Origin of the sequence: Kitasatospora sp. NBC_01246 (genome assembly GCF_036226505.1) — a bacterium.
Classification (GTDB): domain Bacteria; phylum Actinomycetota; class Actinomycetes; order Streptomycetales; family Streptomycetaceae; genus Kitasatospora.
The window spans coordinates 6526876-6543440 of the sequence record NZ_CP108484.1; the positions used below are offsets into that span (position 1 = coordinate 6526876).

General features: G+C 77.1%; 12 protein-coding genes. 8 read left to right on the forward strand and 4 right to left on the reverse strand.

The window, feature by feature from the left end; genetic code table 11:
* Positions 1-48 precede the first annotated feature (48 nt).
* A complete protein-coding gene (locus OG618_RS27720; RefSeq protein ID WP_329490263.1) occupies positions 49-1545 on the forward strand; it encodes a sensor histidine kinase in 1497 nt (498 codons plus the stop codon).
* Between the two features lie 325 nt (positions 1546-1870).
* Positions 1871-2686 carry a 4'-phosphopantetheinyl transferase family protein gene (locus OG618_RS27725; protein ID WP_329490264.1) on the forward strand — a complete coding sequence of 272 codons (816 nt, stop codon included), beginning with the start codon at positions 1871-1873 and terminating at the stop codon, positions 2684-2686.
* 17 nt (positions 2687-2703) lie between these two features.
* Here the strand turns inward: OG618_RS27725 and OG618_RS27730 are convergent, their stop codons facing one another.
* On the reverse strand, positions 2704-3636 hold the full coding sequence (locus OG618_RS27730) for a LuxR C-terminal-related transcriptional regulator (RefSeq protein ID WP_329490265.1): 933 nt from the start codon (positions 3634-3636) through the stop codon (positions 2704-2706).
* Positions 3637-3923: 287 nt separating this feature from the next.
* Between OG618_RS27730 and OG618_RS27735 the strand changes: the two genes are divergently transcribed.
* The 3 genes from OG618_RS27735 (at position 3924) to OG618_RS27745 (ending at position 8861) form a co-directional block, all read left to right on the forward strand.
* On the forward strand, positions 3924-4193 hold the full coding sequence (locus OG618_RS27735; protein ID WP_329490266.1) for a hypothetical protein: 270 nt from the start codon (positions 3924-3926) through the stop codon (positions 4191-4193).
* 855 nt (positions 4194-5048) lie between these two features.
* Positions 5049-7766 carry a helix-turn-helix transcriptional regulator gene (locus OG618_RS27740; RefSeq protein WP_329490267.1) on the forward strand — a complete coding sequence of 906 codons (2718 nt, stop codon included), beginning with the start codon at positions 5049-5051 and terminating at the stop codon, positions 7764-7766.
* 147 nt (positions 7767-7913) lie between these two features.
* Positions 7914-8861, forward strand: coding sequence for a hypothetical protein (locus tag OG618_RS27745; protein WP_329490268.1), 948 nt, complete (start codon positions 7914-7916; stop codon positions 8859-8861).
* Positions 8862-9035: 174 nt separating this feature from the next.
* On the opposite strand, the gene OG618_RS27750 is transcribed toward OG618_RS27745, so the two are convergent.
* Both OG618_RS27750 and OG618_RS27755 read right to left on the reverse strand, forming a co-directional pair.
* Positions 9036-11606, reverse strand: coding sequence for an AfsR/SARP family transcriptional regulator (locus OG618_RS27750; RefSeq protein ID WP_329490269.1), 2571 nt, complete (start codon positions 11604-11606; stop codon positions 9036-9038).
* Between the two features lie 121 nt (positions 11607-11727).
* A complete protein-coding gene (locus tag OG618_RS27755) occupies positions 11728-12666 on the reverse strand; it encodes an AfsA-related hotdog domain-containing protein (RefSeq protein WP_329490270.1) in 939 nt (312 codons plus the stop codon).
* A gap of 235 nt (positions 12667-12901) precedes the next feature.
* Between OG618_RS27755 and OG618_RS27760 the strand changes: the two genes are divergently transcribed.
* Positions 12902-13510, forward strand: coding sequence for a DNA polymerase ligase N-terminal domain-containing protein (locus OG618_RS27760; RefSeq protein ID WP_329490271.1), 609 nt, complete (start codon positions 12902-12904; stop codon positions 13508-13510).
* A gap of 464 nt (positions 13511-13974) precedes the next feature.
* On the opposite strand, the gene OG618_RS27765 is transcribed toward OG618_RS27760, so the two are convergent.
* A complete protein-coding gene (locus OG618_RS27765) occupies positions 13975-14862 on the reverse strand; it encodes a Rieske 2Fe-2S domain-containing protein (protein ID WP_329490272.1) in 888 nt (295 codons plus the stop codon).
* Positions 14863-15164: 302 nt separating this feature from the next.
* On the opposite strand from OG618_RS27765, the gene OG618_RS27770 reads away from it, so the two are divergent.
* Positions 15165-15401 (forward strand): DUF6296 family protein, encoded by a 237-nt coding sequence (locus tag OG618_RS27770; protein WP_329490273.1) that lies wholly within the window; start codon positions 15165-15167, stop codon positions 15399-15401.
* A gap of 548 nt (positions 15402-15949) precedes the next feature.
* The gene (locus tag OG618_RS27775) at positions 15950-16522 is read left to right on the forward strand and encodes a type 1 glutamine amidotransferase domain-containing protein (protein WP_329490274.1); all 573 of its coding nucleotides are present in this window, start codon (positions 15950-15952) and stop codon (positions 16520-16522) included.
* The last annotated feature ends 43 nt before the right edge of the window (positions 16523-16565 follow it).

Consider the following 16565-nt stretch of genomic DNA (forward strand, 5'->3'; position numbering starts at 1 on the left):
CGTCGAGCGGACGCTACCGAACCGACCGCCGGAGGAGCCGTGAGCAGCATGCCGTCCCCAGCGGCCGAGCGGCCGACGGGCCTGCCCGCCGTCGCCCGGGCGCGGGGGCACGCGACGGCCCTCGGCCGGCTGGCGGTGCTGGCCGTCCTCGTCCCGCCCGCGCTCGGACTGCTCGTCACGACCCTGATCGGCTTCGTGCTCTGGTTCTGCCTCGGGGTCTTCCCGCTGTTCCCTGCGGTCACCGGACTCACCAGGGCGGCGGCCGGCCTCGCCCGGCGGCTGGCCGGGGCGTGGTCCGGGGTGCCCGTGCCGTCGCCCTACCTGCCGCGCCCGGAGCGGGAGCGCCCGGCGCCCCTCCGGAGGACGACCGCGGGGGAGCACCAGCGGAGCGGCCGGCCCACCGGGGACACCCGCACCGTCCGCTGGCTCTGGACCGACCCGGCGACCTGGCGGGACTACCTCTGGGTGCTGCTGAACCCGCTGATCGGCGGCGCGACCGCCGCCGTCCCGCTGCTCCTGGTCGGCTGCGGCCTGGCCGGCCTCGCGCAGCCGGCCCTGCACACCGCCTTCCTCCCGCTGGACGGCGCCGACACCGCGCTCCTCGGCTTCGCCCTGGCGGCGGCCGGCCTCGGTCTGGCGGAGCGGGTGCTGCGCCTGCACGGCCGCTGGACCCGCGCCCTGCTCGGGCCCACCGAGCAGGCTGCGCCGACCTTCCTGCTCGGGCCCACCGAGCGGGCCGCGCCGACCTCCCTGCTCGGGCCCACCGAGCAGGCTGCGCCGACCTCCCTGCTCGGGCCCACCGAGCAGGCTGCGCCGACCTCCCTGCTCGGGCCCACCGAGCGGGCCGCGCCGACCGGCCGGGGCGGGCCGCCGGTCGGGGGCCGTCCGGACCTCGGCGAGACCCGGGCTCCCGAACTGCGCCGGATCGAACGCGACCTGCACGACGGCGCGCAGGCCCGGCTGGTCGCGGTCGGTCTGCGCCTCGGCGCGGTCGGGGCGCTGATCGACCGCGATCCGCAGGCGGCGAAGGAGCTGGTGTCGGAGACCCAGGCGAACGTCGTCCGGGCCCTCCAGGAGCTGCGCGACCTGGTCCGGGGCATCCACCCCCCGGTCCTCGCCGAGCGGGGACTCGTCGCCGCGGTGCGCGCCCTCGCCCTGGACGTCCCGCTGAAGGTCGAGGTGCGGGCCGACGTCCCCGGCCGGGCCGAGGCGCCGGTCGAGTCGGCCGTCTACTTCGCCGTCAGCGAGGCGCTCGCCAACGCCGTGAAGCACGGCGGTGCCCGGCGCGCCAGCGTGGAGTTCTCGCACGCCGCCGGGCGGTTGCGGGCCGAGGTGGCCGACGACGGCCACGGCGGCGCGGACCCCCGGCTGGGCAGCGGACTGCGGGGCATCCAGTGCCGGCTCGCCGCGTTCGACGGCACGCTCACCCTGAGCAGCCCGCCCGGCGGCCCGACCCGGCTGACCATGGACCTGCCGTGCGCGCTGTCCGCGCTGTCCGCGCCCGGGGCCGCCACCTCGGGCGGGGCGGGCCGCCCCTGCCGCTGACCGCCCACGGGTTCGCGGCCGCCCCGGGCACCGATCGCGAGAAATCCCCCACCTAAGCGGGGCTTTAGCGGTCCGCGCGACCATCGGGGCGTATGACGGGCCCGGTGTGCGGGACCCGCAGGACCGGAGACGACCCGAGGGGTGTCATGTCACGTTCCGTCAGCACCGCCGGGCGCGCGCGGGCCCGGGCCGTCGTGCGCTGCGCTCCGGGGCGTCGACGGACCCCGCCCACCGCACGATCACCCGTCACCGCGGCCACCCCTCACCGCGCCCTCCCGCAGGCGCGCGGCCCCGCAACGACCCACCCAGTTCTGGAGCGACGAGCATGACCGACCCGGGAAACTCCACGATCGGACCGCCGGTCGGCCGGCCCAGGCGGGTGGCCGCCCTCGACGGGTCCTGGGACGGGGTGCGCGCCGACCTGGCCGCGTACGGCACCGCCGTGGTCCACGCCGACCTCGCCGACCTGGTGCCCGTCCCGCCGGGCGGCGGGGAACCGCGCGGGCCGCTCGACCGGGACCGGTCGCGCTACCTGGACCTCGCCCACCCCGAGGTGCGCCACCGCCACGCCGCCTCCAGGGCGCTGCTCGAACACGCCGCCGCCGCCCTCCCGGACGGTGGCCCGGACGCCCCGGAGCTGGCGTACGGCCCCACCGGCCGGCCGTACCTGCGCGGCTGCGACCGGGTGGACATCAGCCTCAGCCAGGCCGACGGCCTGCTGCTGCTGGGCATCACCACCCGGGGCCTGATCGGGGTGGACGCCGAGCCCGCCGAGCGCCCGATGCACCAGGGCGGCCTGAGCCGCCAGGTGTGCACCGCGTACGAGCTGATCACGCTGGCGGCGCAGGCCGAGGAGGAGCGCAACCCGGCCCTGGTGCGGCTGTGGACCCTCAAGGAGGCGTACCGGAAGGCGACCGGGCAGGGCATGCGGTTCGACTTCACGGAGTTCGGCTTCGGTCCGGACGGCCGGCCCGTCCCGGTACGGCGACCCGACGGCAGCACCGGGACCGGCGAGGAGTGGGGGTTCCACACCTTCGAGCTGGACAGCGGGTACCGGGTCGGCGTCGCGGTCTACGACGCCGGGCCCGACCCCCTCGAAGACATGAATATGACAATCGGGCCCGACCACGGCCGCGCGTGATGCGAGCCCGTGACGGGTCAGGCGGGCGGCTTCGGCGGCGGTTCGGCGCCCGCTGGACCCTTCCCGAGCAGACCCGCCATCGCCACGTTGTACCCGGCCTGGAAGCGGCTGGTGGCCTCCAGCTCCTCGGTGATCTCCGATATGTGACGACGACAGGTGCGCACCGACATGCCCAGCCGGCGTGCCACCATCTCGTCCTTGTAGCCCCGGGCCATCAGCCGGATGATCGACTGCTTGAGGTCGTCCGTGGTCGGGGTGTCGTAGACGAACGGGGTCGCGCTGTCCCACAGGTGCTCGAACACCGCGCAGAGGAAGGCCACCAGGGTCGGCTCACGGACGATCGCCGCGCCCGTCGACTCCTCCTCGTCCGCGGTGCGCACCGGCAGGAACACCGTCTCGCGGTCGTAGATCAGCATCCGGTCGATCACTTGGTCCGCGGTGCGGATCTCGGCACCCATCGCGGTGACGTCACGGACGTACGCCTTGGTCGGGAGGTCGCTGCGGGCGGTGTGCTGGTAGATGGTGTGCATCCGCACCCCGCGCTCCAGCATGCCCTCGGCGGACTTGCGCGCGGCCGGCAGCAGCGTGGAGGGGCGGGCGCCGCCCGGCTGGACGGTGAGCACCTCCTTGCGACAGGTCTGCCCCAGGTGGTCGAGCATGTTCTGGATCGCGTCGACGTCGGTGACCACGTCGAACGCCTCGAACCGGTTGCGCAGCCGGCGGCCCTCGAAGTACAAGGGGCTGAGCGACAGCAACTTGCTGCGGACGTCGGTGACCGCCTGCCGCAGGTCGCGGATCTGATGCTCCGCCGGCCCGACCAGGTCGGCCGCGGCCACGTCCGGGCTGACCGGCACCAGGACGTTCGGGTCGCCCGGTCTCGGCTGCAGCAGGTGCATCAGCCGCAGCACCTGCTCGATGCGGCTGACCTCGGCCTCGTCCAGTTTCAGCACGGCGGCGATGGCATTCCGGTCGAAGCGGCCCGACTCGACGGCGTGTCCATAGGCGCTCGCACTCAGATCGTCTAGTTCGGCGAAGCCGGTCTGAAGCTGTGGGTGTCCGAACACTCTGAAGCCCCCGTCGGAATGCGAAGTTCCTGCCATGCAACTTTACGCCATGGTGATCCGCTCGGACCGGGCGTTGTCCGCGCGGCAGAGTAGAGCCCAGGCAAGCGGTGAAAGGCTGTGCGGCCGTCGCCCTGCCGGAGTTTCCGACCTGTTCCGACTGCTTGGGGGACAAGATGAAGGTCTCGACCATCAGGATTCGGGTGGCGGCGAAGAGCGCCCTGCTCGCGGTGGGTGTCGCAACCCTGCTCGGGCTCGGCCACAGCTCGGCCTCCGGCGTCGGTGTCACCGGCCCCGGAGACGACCGCTGGGGGATCACCCACCTCATACCGTCCCCCGTCGCGAGCGACGACTGGGGCCTGAAGAAGGAACTGCTCATCAAGGCCGCCGACGCGCGCCTGGGCTTCAAGGTCACCGCGACCGAGGACGACGACCGCTGGGGCTGATCCCCCGCGAACACCCGTCGGACCGGCCGGGGGTGCGGGGCAGTGCCCGGATGCCCCCGGCCCGGCCGGCGGCCGCCCGGCGGCGCCCCGCCCGCCGGCTGACGGACCACCGGGGCGGGCGCGGTGAGTCGTTCCCCGCCCGCCGTTCCGGGCCGCGCGCTCCACCCGTCGTCGGTGGGTCCGCCGCCGACCGGCCGGAGCGCGCCCCCGCCCGCCGATCACGACCCGCTCCGAGCGCCCCGAGGTGTGTACTCCCTCGCCCCGGCGCTCGCGCCGCCGCCGGTGCCCTTCCCGGCCCGCGGCCCCCGCTCCGCTCTCCGGTCCCGGCCCGCACGTCACGCACCGGGTGGCCCGGCGGTCCGCCGTCCAACTCCGCGCTGCCGCAGCCCGACCGGTCGTCGCCGCCGACGTGGGCCGACCCGCCGACGCGCGTCCCGGACCTGACGGCCACTCGCCCCGGACGGGGTGCCCGGCAGCCTCCCGCCCGCCGGTGCGCCGGCGCCCGGGTGCCACCCCTTCCCCGACACCCGCCGGAACCACCGCGTCCGGTTGAGGGCAGGCCGGCCCGCACCCAAGTCGCTACGCACGCAGGCCGGTCGGGCCCCGCCGTACCCGACCCGACCCCTCGTCACCCCGCCCCGGACAGCCCCCGTCGAGGCGGGGGGAAGTTGTTGCCGTGCAGCTTTCGGACGGCCCTCGGCGCCCCGTCCGGACGGTCCCGCCTGCCTAGACTCGAACCGCCGGCGGATCACTTTCCGGGTGGCAAGTCTCAACCGCGCCCACGACTCTCCGGCGATCGCCGTGAGGCGGGCGCGCCGACCGTGACGCGGACGAAGCCGGGGGCCGAAAGTGCTGATGGACCGTGAACGAGAACTGGCCGTACTGGACTCCGCCCTCGCGGACAGCCTGCAGGGAACCCCCAGGATCGTCCTGATCGAGGGCGCGGTCGGCTGCGGGAAGAGCGAACTCGTCGAGACGGTCGCCGAACGCGCGGCGGCCTCCGGTGCGATGGTGCTGCGCGCCATCGGCACCGCCGTCGAGCACGACCTCCCGCTCGGTGTGCTGGGCCAGTTGCTCGCCGCCGCCCCCGCCGGATCCCTGCCGGACCCGGCGGGGGCGCCGGACCCGTCCCGGATCGACGTGATGCAGTCCCTGTGCGCCGCCGTGCACCGGCTGGCCGAGACCACGCCGGCCGTGATCTGCATCGACGACCTGCACCACATCGACGACCTGTCCTGCCAGTACCTGCTCCACCTGGTCCGCCGCACCCGCGCCGCCCGCGTCCTGCTGGTCTGCACCGAGTCGGTCCACGAGCGCGGCGACGACCCCGTCTACGGCACCGAGTTGCTGCGCCAGCGCAGCTTCGTCCGGATCCGGGCCGAGCGGCTGCGCCCCGAGGCCGTCGACCGGCTGGTCCGCACGGAACTCGCCGCCTCCCCGGCCGACGGCAGAACCCCGCCGCCCGCCGACGCCGCCGGCGGCAACCCGCTGCTGCTGCGCGCCCTGATCGAGGAGCACCGGGCCGGCGGCCGCGCCCCCGAACTCGGCGGCGCCTTCACCCAGGCCGTCCTCGCCTGCCTGACCCGCTGCGGACCGCTCGCGCGCCGCCTCGCCGAGGTGGTCGCGGTCCTCGGCGAGCTCGGCTCGCGCGAACTGGCCGTCCGCCTGCTCGGCGGCACCGACGGCGCCGTCGTCCGGGGCAGCGCCACGCTCGGCGCCGCCGGCATCCTGGACGGCTACCGCTTCCGCCACCCCGTCGCCCGGCAGGCGGTGCTCGACCGGATGGACCCGGACGACCGGGCCGCCCTGCACCGCCGCGCCGCCGAACTCGCCTACCAGGACGGCGCCCCGACCACCGCCGTGGCCGCCCAGCTCCTCGCCGTCGGCCCCACCGAGCTGCCGTGGGCGGTGGCGGTGCTCTCCACCGCCGCCGAGCAACTGCTCGCCGACGGCGCGACCGACCGGGCCGCCGCCTGCCTCGAACTCGCCCACCGCGGCCGGGCCGACGACGAACAGCGCGCCCAGTTCCGCACCATGCTCGCCGCCATCACCTGGCGGACCAACCCCAGTGCCGCCGAGCGCAGCCTCGCCGGACCGCTGGAGACCCTCAGGGCCGGCCGGCTCGGCCCGGCCCGGCTCGGACCGCTCGCCCGGCTGCTCACCGAACAGGGCCGGATCGACGAGGCCGGCCAGGCCCTGGAACGGCTGGCCGCCGCCCGCGAGGCCGAGCGCGCCGGACAGCCCGCCCGGCTCGGCCGCGGCGCCGACCCGCTGGACGGCCTCTCGGCGTTCCCCCGGTGGGCCGGCCCGGCCCCGTCGGCCGCGGGCGCCCGGCCCGGCGAAACGCTGCCCGCCCGCACCCAGGGGCCCGCCACCCTGTGGGCGGTCCCCGAGTACACCGCGGACGGGGCGGCCGGGGCCGCGGCCGAGACCTTCCTGCGCGGCGCCACGCTCGGCGACGGCACCGCCGCCCCGATCGTGCAGGCCGTCCGGGCGCTGCTCGCCACCGACGGCCCGGCCCGCGCCCTGCCCTGGTGCCAGGTGTTCCTGGAGGAGGCCGTCCGGCGCGGCGCACCCGGCTGGCAGACCACCTTCACCGCCCTGCACGCCGAGGCCCTGCTCCGGCAGGGCGACCTGGCGGGCGCCCAGCGGCGGGCCGAGGCCGCCCTGGCCTTGCTGCCCGAACGCGGCGGCAGCGTCTACGCCGGGGGCGTGGCGGCCACCCTGATCCGGGCCGCCACCGCCGCCGGCCGCCACGACACCGCCGCCCGCGAACTCGGCCGCCCGCTGCCCGAAGGCCTGACCGGCAGCATCCACGGTCTCGCCCACCTGCGGGCCCGCGGCGAGTACCACCTCGCCACCCACCGCTTCCACGCCGCACTCGGCGACTTCCTCGACATCGGCCGCAGCCTGAAGCGCTGGGGCCTGGACCGGCCGCTGCTGATGCCCTGGCGCAGCGGCGCGGCCGAGGCACTGATCCGGCTCGGCGAAGTCCCGCAGGCCGCCCGGCTCATCGCCGAGCAGCTCGCCCACCGGGACGCCGCCCACCCGTGGATCTGCGGCCTCACCCTGCGCGTACGGGCGGGCCTGTGCGAGCCCCGCGAGCGGCACGCGCTGCTCGCCCGCGCGGTGGACGAGCTGCACGAGGCCGAGGACCGCTACGAACTCGCCCGCACGCTCGCCGACTTCGCCCGGGTGCTGAAGGAACTCGGCGACACCAACCGGGCCGGCATGGTCGGCCGCCGCGCCTGGCAACTCGCCAAGGAGTGCGGCGCCCAGGCCCTGTGCGAGCAGATCGCCCCCGGCCCCGGCGGACCCGGCGGGCCGTCCGAGGACACCCGGTGCGGGGGCGTCGACTTCGCCGAACTCCACGCCAGACTCAGCGACTCGGAGAAGCGGGTGGCGATGCTCGCGGTGCACGGCCACACCAACCGCGAGATCGCGATGAAGCTCTACATCACCGTCAGCACGGTCGAGCAGCACCTCACCCGGGTCTACCGCAAGCTCAACATCACCTGCCGGCGGGAACTGCCCGCGGAACTCCACCTGCTCGGCTCGGGCGGCCGGGTGTGACGGCCCGGCGGACCGGGTGACGGGAGTCCGGCACCGCGGTGAACAGCCAGGACCGGCGGCGGGAGCCCCCCGGGCCCGCGGCGTCGGCCGGACCGGCCGACCGCCGGACCGGCCCGGTGCGACGCCGCGCCTACCCACGGAGACACCATGACGACGCACACCGGTCCGCCGGACGCGGCCCTGCCCGAGGTGCTGCGCACCGGCATGCTGGCCCGGGTCGAGGAGCGGCTGCGGGGTCAGCTCCATGCCGAGCACGCTCGCTGCCGGGCCGTCGACCCGCCGGCCGCGGGCATGGTGGAGGCGCTGGCCGACCTGGTCACCGCCGGTGGCGAACGGATCCGGCCGACCGTGCTGCTCACCGGCTACCTCGCGGCGGGCGGCGATCCGGCGGGCGGCCCCGCCGTCGACGCGGCGGCGGCCCTCGAACTCCTCGACACCTGCTACCTGATCCGCCGCGACGCCCGGGAGAACGCCCCGCTCCGGCAGGGCGCGCCGACCCTGCACGTCCGGCACGCGGCCGAGCACGAGCGCAACGGCTGGTGCGGTGACGCCCAGGGGTTCGGCGTCGGCATGGCCTCCCTGATCGGGGACCTCGCGACGGCCCTCGCCGACCGGCTCGCCGCAGGCCTGCCGGACGCCGCCCGGCAGGTCTGGCACGACCTGCGGATCGGCCGGCTGGGCGGCAGTTACGTCGACTCCGAGCTGTCCAGCAGCTACCTCGCCGACCCGTGGCCGGCCGGCTGCCTCGCGGGCTGCGCCCGAGGCTGCGGCACCGGCTGGTACGCGCTCCAGCACCCGCTGCTGATGGGCGCCGCGCTGGCGGGCCGCGGCGACCTGGCGGTGGTGTACCAGGACTACGCCCGCCTGCTGCACGCCGCCTGGCGGGTGCGCGGCTTCCTCAACGGCAGCGGGGACCGCGACTGGTACGGCGACCTGCTGCGGGAGATGCTGCTGGGCGGCGAGGACCCGGACCGCGCCGAGCGCACCATCGGCCACCTCCTCGACCGCACCCGGCGGGTCGTCGCCGCAGCCCCGCTGACCATCGCCTGGCGCACCGAACTCACCACCCTGGCCACCCGCCTGGCCGCACCCTGACCGGCCCGGCCGGCGTGTGATCTCGCCCGCCCGCCGCCGGGGCACTCGGCCCGGTCCCGACGGTCGGCGCTCCGATGCCCCTCGTTCCCGGGGCCGTTCTCGCTCGACCGCCTGGCCGTCCTCGCCCGCCCTCGGACCGGCCGGCCCACCCCGCCGGGGCCGCCCGTCCTTCGGCTACCCCGCCGGCTCGGCCCGGCGGCCGGGGGCGGGCAGGCGCCAGACGCCGGGGCGGACCTCCAGGTGGTCGCCCGGGCCGGGCCGGGCGGTGCGCAGGGCGCGGTGGGCGAAGGACTCCAGCCGGCGGTCGTGGAGGGTGCGGGCGAGGTCCAGGCAGTCGGTGAAGCGGGCGTGTGCCCGGGCGTGGTCACCGTCCGCGAGCGCGTGGAGTCCGAGGGCGCGCAGCACGTCGAACCGGGCCCGCGGGTCGGCCGGTCCGGAGTCGTCGGCGAGCGCGGTGGCGTGGGCGGAGGCGAGCAGGGCGTCGGCGTCGGCGCCGTCCCCGGCGTCCATCCGCAGTTCGGCCAGGCCGACCAGGGCCCGGCTCAGCTCGGCCCGGTGACCGGACTCCTCGGCGACCCGGCGGGCCAGCCCGTAGTACTCCCCGGCCTCCTCCGGGCGCCGTTGCTGCCAGGCGAGATCGCCGAGCGAGCGGAGCGTCCGGGCCTCGGCCCCGCGGTCGCCGCAGCGCCGGGCCGCGTCCAGGGCGAGGGCGTGCGTCTCGGCCCAGGCGTCCCAGGCGGCGTGCGTCTCCAGGTGGCCGTCCAGCGCCGCCACCAGCCGGACGACGGCGGCCGGCCGCCCCGCCCGGTGGGCCTGCCGGACGGCGCGGACGAGCGCCTCCCGCTCACGGGTGAACCAGCCGGCGGGCTCGTGCGGCTCCTGCCCGGTGGGCCGGGCGTGCGTCAGCACGGCGGTGACCCGCTCGGCCGCGCGCGCGTGCTCCGCACAGAGCCGCTCGATCGCGTCCCCGGTGTCCTGGGGGTCCTCCTCCTCGGTGAGCCGTTCGACGGCCAGGACCCGCAGCAGCTCGGGGAGGTGGTGGCCGGCCCGGTCGGCGGCCAGCAGCCGGTCGTCGAGCAGCCCGTCCAGCAGGCGAGCGGTCTCGGCGGGGGAGCGGCCCAGCACCGCAGCGGCCGTCGCGCGGTCGAACCGGCCGGCCGGTAGCAGCCCGAGCAGCCGGAAGGCCTGCCGCAACTCCGGCCGGGCGTCCCGGTAGGCCCGCAACAGCGGCTCCCGGACGTCGAGTTCGCCGATCCGCAGCTCGCCGAGCCGGTACCGTTCGTCCCGCAGCCGGTCCACCAGGCAGGCGACCTTCCAGTGCGGGCGCGCCGTCAGCTGGGCGGCGGCGACCCGGACGGCCAGCGGCAGCCGCCCGCACAGCTCCAGCAGTTCGCGGACGGCGGCGGGCTCGGCCGCCTCCCGCTCCGGGCCGGCGGCCGCCGCGAACAGCAGCCGCGCCTCCTCGGGGTCGAGGGTGTCCAGCAGCACCGGCCGGATGCCGCCGAGCCCGGCGGGCAGCCGGCGGGCGGTGACGATCGCGCTGCTCCCGCCGGTGGTCGGCAGCAGCGGGCGCAGCTGCGCCTCGGAGTCGGCGTTGTCGAGGACCAGCAGGAGTTGACGACCGGCCAGCTGGGCCTGCCAGGCCTCGCGGAGCTCGCCCGCCCCGGCGCCCTTCGCCGGCCGTACCCCGCGCCGTCGCAGCAGGGTGGACATCGCCTCGGTGGCGCGCAACGGCCGCCCTCGTTCGGGGTGGAGGTCCAGGAAGAGCCGACCGTCGGGGAAGGACGGGTCACTGCGGCGGGCGGCCTCCAGGGCGAACGCGGTCTTGCCGACCCCCGGCTGCCCGGCGACCGCGACGAACGATCCGGCCGGGGCGTCCCGCAGCAGCTCCTCGACCTGGGCGAGGGCCGTGCCGCGGCCCGCGAAGACCGGGTCGGCGGGCGGCATCGCCCTCTCGTGCCCGGGCCGGACGGCCACGGCGACGGCCCGGCCGCCGCTCGCCGCCGTGCGCAGCAGCCCTGGATCGCCCGCCAGGATCCGCCGGTGCAGCCGTTGCAGCGGCGGCGCGGGTTCGATCGCCAGCTCCGCGACCAGCGTCCGGCGCAGCTCGGCGAAGGCCTCCAGCGCCTCGGCCTGCCGCCCGGCCCGGTACAGGGCCAGGATCAGGTGGCCGTGCAGTTCCTCCCGCAACGGGTGTTCGGCGGCCAGCGACCGTAGTTCGGCGATCAGTTCGTGGTGCCGGCCGAGTTCGAGGTCGGCCCGGATCCGCTGGTCCAGGGCGGCGACGCCGGCCTCGGCGAGCCGGGCGGCGGCCCCTTCGAGCAGCGGCCCGTGCGGGGTGTCGGAGAGCAGCGGGCCGCGCCGGAGCGCGAGGGCCCGGCGCTGGAGGTCGGCGGCGGCGCGGTGGCGGCCGGCGGCGAGTGCCTCCCGGCCGCGCCGGTGCAGTCGCTCGAATTCGGACAGGTCGAGCCGGTCCGGCGGGACGCAGAGCCGGTAGCCCGGGGACTGGGTGCGCAGCAGCTCCCGGCCCCGGTCGGGGTCGGCGGCGTGCAGCAGCTTGCGCAGCTGCGAGACGTAGACGTGCACGGTGGCGGTGGCCGTGCGGGGCGGCTCGTCCCGCCACAGCTCGGCGACCAGGCTGTCGACCGAGACCACCCGGTCGGCGTGGACCAGCAGGGTGCCGAGGACGACCCGCAGCTTGGCCGCCCGCGGTGTGTGCGGGCCCGTGCCGCCCTCGATCTCCATCGGTCCCAGGATCCGGAACCTCACCGGGCCCACCCCCCGTACTCGCTGTGCTCTCGTGCGCCGGGTCCCCGGCAGTGACGACGGTGACGGCGGTGATGGTGGCCCGCCGGCCGGCGGCGGGTCAGAAGTCCTGCACCACGGTGGTGCGTGCCTCGGCGACGGTCCGCCGGTGCTGGGTCAGCGTCAGGGTGACCGGGACGGCCGGCCGGCCCGCCGTGTCCCGCCCGACCGGCCCGGCGACGGCCGCGCAGTGCACCGGCGGGTCCACCTCGGCGAGGCCGCGGACGCGCACGTCGCAGGAGGCCGGCAGGGTCCGCCCGGGGACCAGCCCGCCGGCGCGCCCGGCGACCAGCACCGAGGCCTGCCGCACCGCCTCCAGCAGTAACGGAGCCGGGAGCCGGCCCTCGGCCGGGCGGTCCCGGCGGAGGAGGACCCAGGTGTCGAGCCGGCCACGGGAGTCCCGGGCGGGCTCGCTCAGCACCACGTCCGCCGCCGAGGCGAGGCCGACCGAACCGGGGTCGGCCGGGGCGCCCGCCGGCCCGGGGGCGGCGCGCACCGCCCACCGCCCGGCCCGCTCGCGGGGCGGCCCTGGCGGGTCGAACGCCAGGCTCGCGGTGCCCGTCGCGCACGGTACGTCGTCGAGCGACACCTCCAGGCGGAGGTCGAGGCCGCGCGGTACCCCGTCGACCGTCGCGGTCGGCGTGGCCCGCAGCTCGGCGGTCAGCCGGGCCGGACCGCGCCCGGCCCGCCAGGCGGCCACCTCGGTCACGTCGAGTCCGAACCGGCGGAACCATCCGGCCCGGTCCGGGGGCCCGCCGAAGTACTGCCGTCCGACGAACTCGGCGGTCTCCCGGACCGCCTCGGCGACCAGCAGCGGATCGTGGAAGTGGCCCGGCCCGTCGTCGGCCCCCGGGACCTCCCCGATCAGCCGGAACCGCTCCTCACCGCGGCTCGGCGCCTCCAGCAGGCAGTGGTCCCAGGACGGCGGACAGTGGACCAGGTGCCGGGCGGCCCCCGACCCGGGCGCCCCGCGGTCCCGCACGGTGCTCCCGACGGCCATGGCCGCGCCTCCCCGGGTCGTCCGACGGCCGCCCCCTCGACAGCCCTCCCCCCAGCATGGCCCCACCGAGCGGTACGTGGACATCCCGCCCCCGTGGCAGCAAGTTGCGCGACCGCTACTCCCACCCGGCCCGTGCGGGGCCCGTGCCGGGGCCGCTGGACCGGGAACCGGGCGGGCGCGCGGGTCGGGGCGCGGGAGCGCGGGTAGGCGCCGTACGGGGTGGAGGGAGGACGGGATGGGCGGCTCGGACGCGCTGTCGGACTACCACCGCAAGCGCGACTTCGACAGGACCGCCGAACCCGAGGGCGGCGGCCGCGCCGCACCGGGCGCGCGGCCCGGGTTCGTGGTGCAGATCCACGACGCCCGCACCCTGCACTTCGACTTCCGCCTGGAGGTCGACGGCGTGCTCAAGTCCTGGGCGGTCCCCAAGGGGCCGTCCGGTGACCCGCACGACAAGCGGCTGGCGATGCCGACCGAGGACCACCCGATGGAGTACCGCGACTTCGAGGGGGTCATCGCCGAGGCCGAGTACGGCGGCGGCACGGTGATCATCTGGGACGAGGGCGGATACGAGAACCGCAGTACGGACCGGCGCGGCCACGAGCTCCCGTTCGCGGAGGCGCTTGACGCCGGTCACGCGTCGTTCCGGCTGGCCGGCCGCAAGCTGCGCGGGGACTGGGCACTCACCCGGTTCCGCGAGGACGGCACCGGCGAGCGCGCGGCCTGGCTGCTGGTGCGGCACGGCCACGGTGGTGGCCGGCCCGCCCCCGACCCCCGGCGGGCCCGCTCGGTGCGCAGCGGACGGACGCTGCGGCAGGTCGCCGAAGAGGCGGGCGGGGCCTGACCACGACCGGCCTCCAGGAGCGCCTCGGCGCAGGGGCTCCCCGGCGGCGACCGCCGCCGGGGAGCGCTCGCCGATCGCGGGCCCGCGGGCGGGCCCGGACAACGAGACCGGTCAGAAGACGGGTTCCGGTGCCGGGCCCGGGCCCGGGAGGGGGCCGGGGCGGGGGTGCGGATCCGGTCCCGGGGCGGGTGTCGGCTGCGGGTCCGGTCCGGGCCGGGGCGGTGCGGGCGGTACCGGGTCCGGCCCGCCCGGGCCGGGAACCGGACCGGGCAGGGGACCGGGCTGCGGGCCGGGGCCGGGGCCCGGAGCCGGTGTGGGACTGGGCGGTACGGGGTCGTTCGGGGGTGTCCCCATAGGGCTGCTCCTGGGCTCGATTCGATCGTTCGGCATCGTCTTCCTCGGCACCGCCTACCCGGGCTGCGCCCGGGGACACGGGGCCGAACGGGGTTCGGCGGGCCCGTACGTCAGCCGGCCCCCGGCAGCCGTACCTCCAGGTGGCCCGAGAGCACCCTGGTCTCCAGGACCGGCTGGGGCGCGGTGGCCGGGCCGCGCACCACCTCGCCGTCCCGCAACCGGAACTCGCTGCCGTGCCAGGGGCAGCGCAGGCAGCCGTCCACCACCGTCCCGGCGGACAGCGGCCCGGACAGGTGGGCGCAGCGCTCGGCGAGCACGTGGTAGCGCTCGCCCTCGTGGACCACGACCACCGTCAGTTCGCCCGCCGTCCGGCGGACGGGCTCGCCGTCGGGGAAGTCGTCGACCGGACCGAGGCCGACCCAGTCGGGCGGCGCCAGCCGGGGCACCGCGGCGGACCGGTCGGGCCCGGCGGCCAGCCGGTAGGAGAGGTGCCCGCCGAGCGCCCCACCGACCGAGACGGCGGTCAGCCCGGCCAGGCCGAGCATCCGGCCGCGGGCGCGGTGCCCCCGGCAGCGGGCCAGCAGCGATCCGGCGTACAGCAGCACACCGGTGGTGTTGGACAGCGCGTGCACCAGGCCGGTGCGCCGGCGCGGCGGGTCGAGTCGCGCCCAGTCCACCCAGCCGGCGAGCGCGGCCGGCCCGGCGGTCAGCAGCCCGGCCGCCACCAGGGTGCCGGCCGCCCGGCGGCCGCCCGGGGTGAAGTCCAGCAGACCCGCGGACATCCAGCAGCCGATCGGGAGCTGGACCAGCACGGGGTGGAGCGGGTGGCCGAGCCACACCCCGTGCAGGGCGTCGCGGGACGGCCCGAGCGGGACGGACTCCACGGCGTCGGCGAGCGAGGAGGCCGGGGCGTCGAGGAACTCCCAGTGCGCCGGGGCGTCCAGCGCCCGGCGCAGTCGGCGGGACCACGGGTGCAGGTGCAGAGCTGAGGCATCCATAACGGGCGGCTTGCCGGGCACCGCTCCGCCAAACTCGAATCCGGCCGCCGGTGAAGCGACACGCGGTCGAGTCCACACCGCCGGGTGTATCGCCGTCGGCGGCGTTTGGCCGGGCCGCTACGGGGGACCCGCCCGGGTACCGGAGGAGTTCCGGAAGGCCCGGAGGTCCGGACGGCGGTCCCGACCGGATCGCCGGCCCGTCGGCGTCGGCCGTGGTGCCGGGTGATCGTGCCCGCCCCCGACCGGGTGCCGCGGGTACGGGTACGGGCCGGTCAGCCGGGGGTGGGGAGCAGGAGCCCGCCATGCGAAGCCTCGAACGCCGTTACGCGGTGACACTGCCCGGCCCGGTCGGCGGCCACGCCCCGCCCACCACCGTCGTCGTCCACGCGACCGACGCGACGGGCCCCGACGGCGAACCGGTCTGGGAGAGCGCGGACGGGAGCCTGCGGGTGGAGATCACCGGCGGCGTGGCCACCGTCCTCACGGCGCCGGCCGGCAGCGGCCGGCACCCCTGCCTCCAGGCGTACGCGCTGCCGTGATCGACGGTGCGGCGACAAACGGTGCCGTGACCGACGGCGCCGGGAACCCGACACCGTCGGTCGACGCGGGCCTCCGGCCGGTGCCGGGGCCGCCCTCAGGGTGCGGCGCTGTCGGCGGCCGGAGGCACCGGCCGGTCCTCACCGCGCCCCGCCGCCGGTGCGCCGGCGGACGACGGGGCGGCGGCCGGTGGGCCTGTGCCGTCCGTCGGGCGCCGTCGCAGGCCACCCGCACCACCTGCGCCACCCGCACCGTCCTGCTCCCGGCCGGACCGGTTCTGCACCGCCAGGGCCCAGGACCGTCGTCTGATGCTCACCACTGCCTCCCGGTGGTCCGGAGCGGGCGCCACCCGCTCGCCGATGCCGCGCGGCTACCCGAACCGGACGCCACCAATCCGGCATGCCGGGCGCGAAGCCGGGTACCCGCCGGCTCCCGGGGCGCGGAGGGGTGCCGGCGTCCGCGTCCCCGCCCACCGGCTGCGCCCGCCCACCGATGGGCCGAGCCCCGAGGAACGTCTCCGCCCACCCAGTCCCGACCTTCAGGAGGAACGATGACCAGCGACACCAAGGTCCTCGCGATCGTGACGAACTACGGGGTCGAACAGGACGAACTCCTCGTCCCCGCCCAGCACCTGCGCGACGACGGCGTTCGAGTCGACATCGCCGCCCCCACCGCGGACGACATCCGCACGCTCGTCGGGGACGAGGAGCCGGGGGAGCGGGTGCGCCCGACCCACACCCTCGACGAGGTCGACCCCGCCGACTACGACCTGCTGCTCATCCCCGGCGGGACCATCAACGCGGACACCCTCCGACTCCACCGGAAGGCGGTCGAGGCGGTGCTCGCCTTCACCACCTCCGGCCGCCCGGTCGCCGCCATCTGCCACGGGCCCTGGCTGCTCGCCGAGGCGGGGGTGGCGTTCGGCAAGCGGCTCACCTCGTACCCGTCGCTGCGCACCGACCTCGCCAACGCCGGCGCGACCTGGCTCGACGAACCGCTGGTCACGGACGATGCCAACGGCTGGCGACTGGTGACCTCCCGCAATCCCGGTGACCTCGACCACTTCCTGCGGGGCATCGACGTCGCCCTGCGGGTGACGGCCGGGGCCGCCGGTCCGTCCTGACCGTGGTCCGTCCCGACCGGGCGCGTTGAGGCGGCCCGCCCCA

What these genes read in the sequence shown, in the direction of transcription:
- OG618_RS27720 (WP_329490263.1), top strand. Translation starts at nt 49, where the DNA reads ATGCCGTCCCCAGCGGCCGAGCGGCCGACGGGCCTGCCCGCCGTCGCC.
- OG618_RS27745 (WP_329490268.1), top strand. Translation starts at nt 7,914, where the DNA reads ATGACGACGCACACCGGTCCGCCGGACGCGGCCCTGCCCGAGGTGCTG.
- OG618_RS27775 (WP_329490274.1), top strand. Translation starts at nt 15,950, where the DNA reads ATGACCAGCGACACCAAGGTCCTCGCGATCGTGACGAACTACGGGGTC.
- OG618_RS27725 (WP_329490264.1), top strand. Translation starts at nt 1,871, where the DNA reads ATGACCGACCCGGGAAACTCCACGATCGGACCGCCGGTCGGCCGGCCC.
- OG618_RS27750 (WP_329490269.1), bottom strand. Translation starts at nt 11,606, where the DNA reads ATGGAGATCGAGGGCGGCACGGGCCCGCACACACCGCGGGCGGCCAAG.
- OG618_RS27755 (WP_329490270.1), bottom strand. Translation starts at nt 12,666, where the DNA reads ATGGCCGTCGGGAGCACCGTGCGGGACCGCGGGGCGCCCGGGTCGGGG.
- OG618_RS27765 (WP_329490272.1), bottom strand. Translation starts at nt 14,862, where the DNA reads ATGGATGCCTCAGCTCTGCACCTGCACCCGTGGTCCCGCCGACTGCGC.
- OG618_RS27760 (WP_329490271.1), top strand. Translation starts at nt 12,902, where the DNA reads ATGGGCGGCTCGGACGCGCTGTCGGACTACCACCGCAAGCGCGACTTC.
- OG618_RS27735 (WP_329490266.1), top strand. Translation starts at nt 3,924, where the DNA reads ATGAAGGTCTCGACCATCAGGATTCGGGTGGCGGCGAAGAGCGCCCTG.
- OG618_RS27740 (WP_329490267.1), top strand. Translation starts at nt 5,049, where the DNA reads ATGGACCGTGAACGAGAACTGGCCGTACTGGACTCCGCCCTCGCGGAC.
- OG618_RS27770 (WP_329490273.1), top strand. Translation starts at nt 15,165, where the DNA reads ATGCGAAGCCTCGAACGCCGTTACGCGGTGACACTGCCCGGCCCGGTC.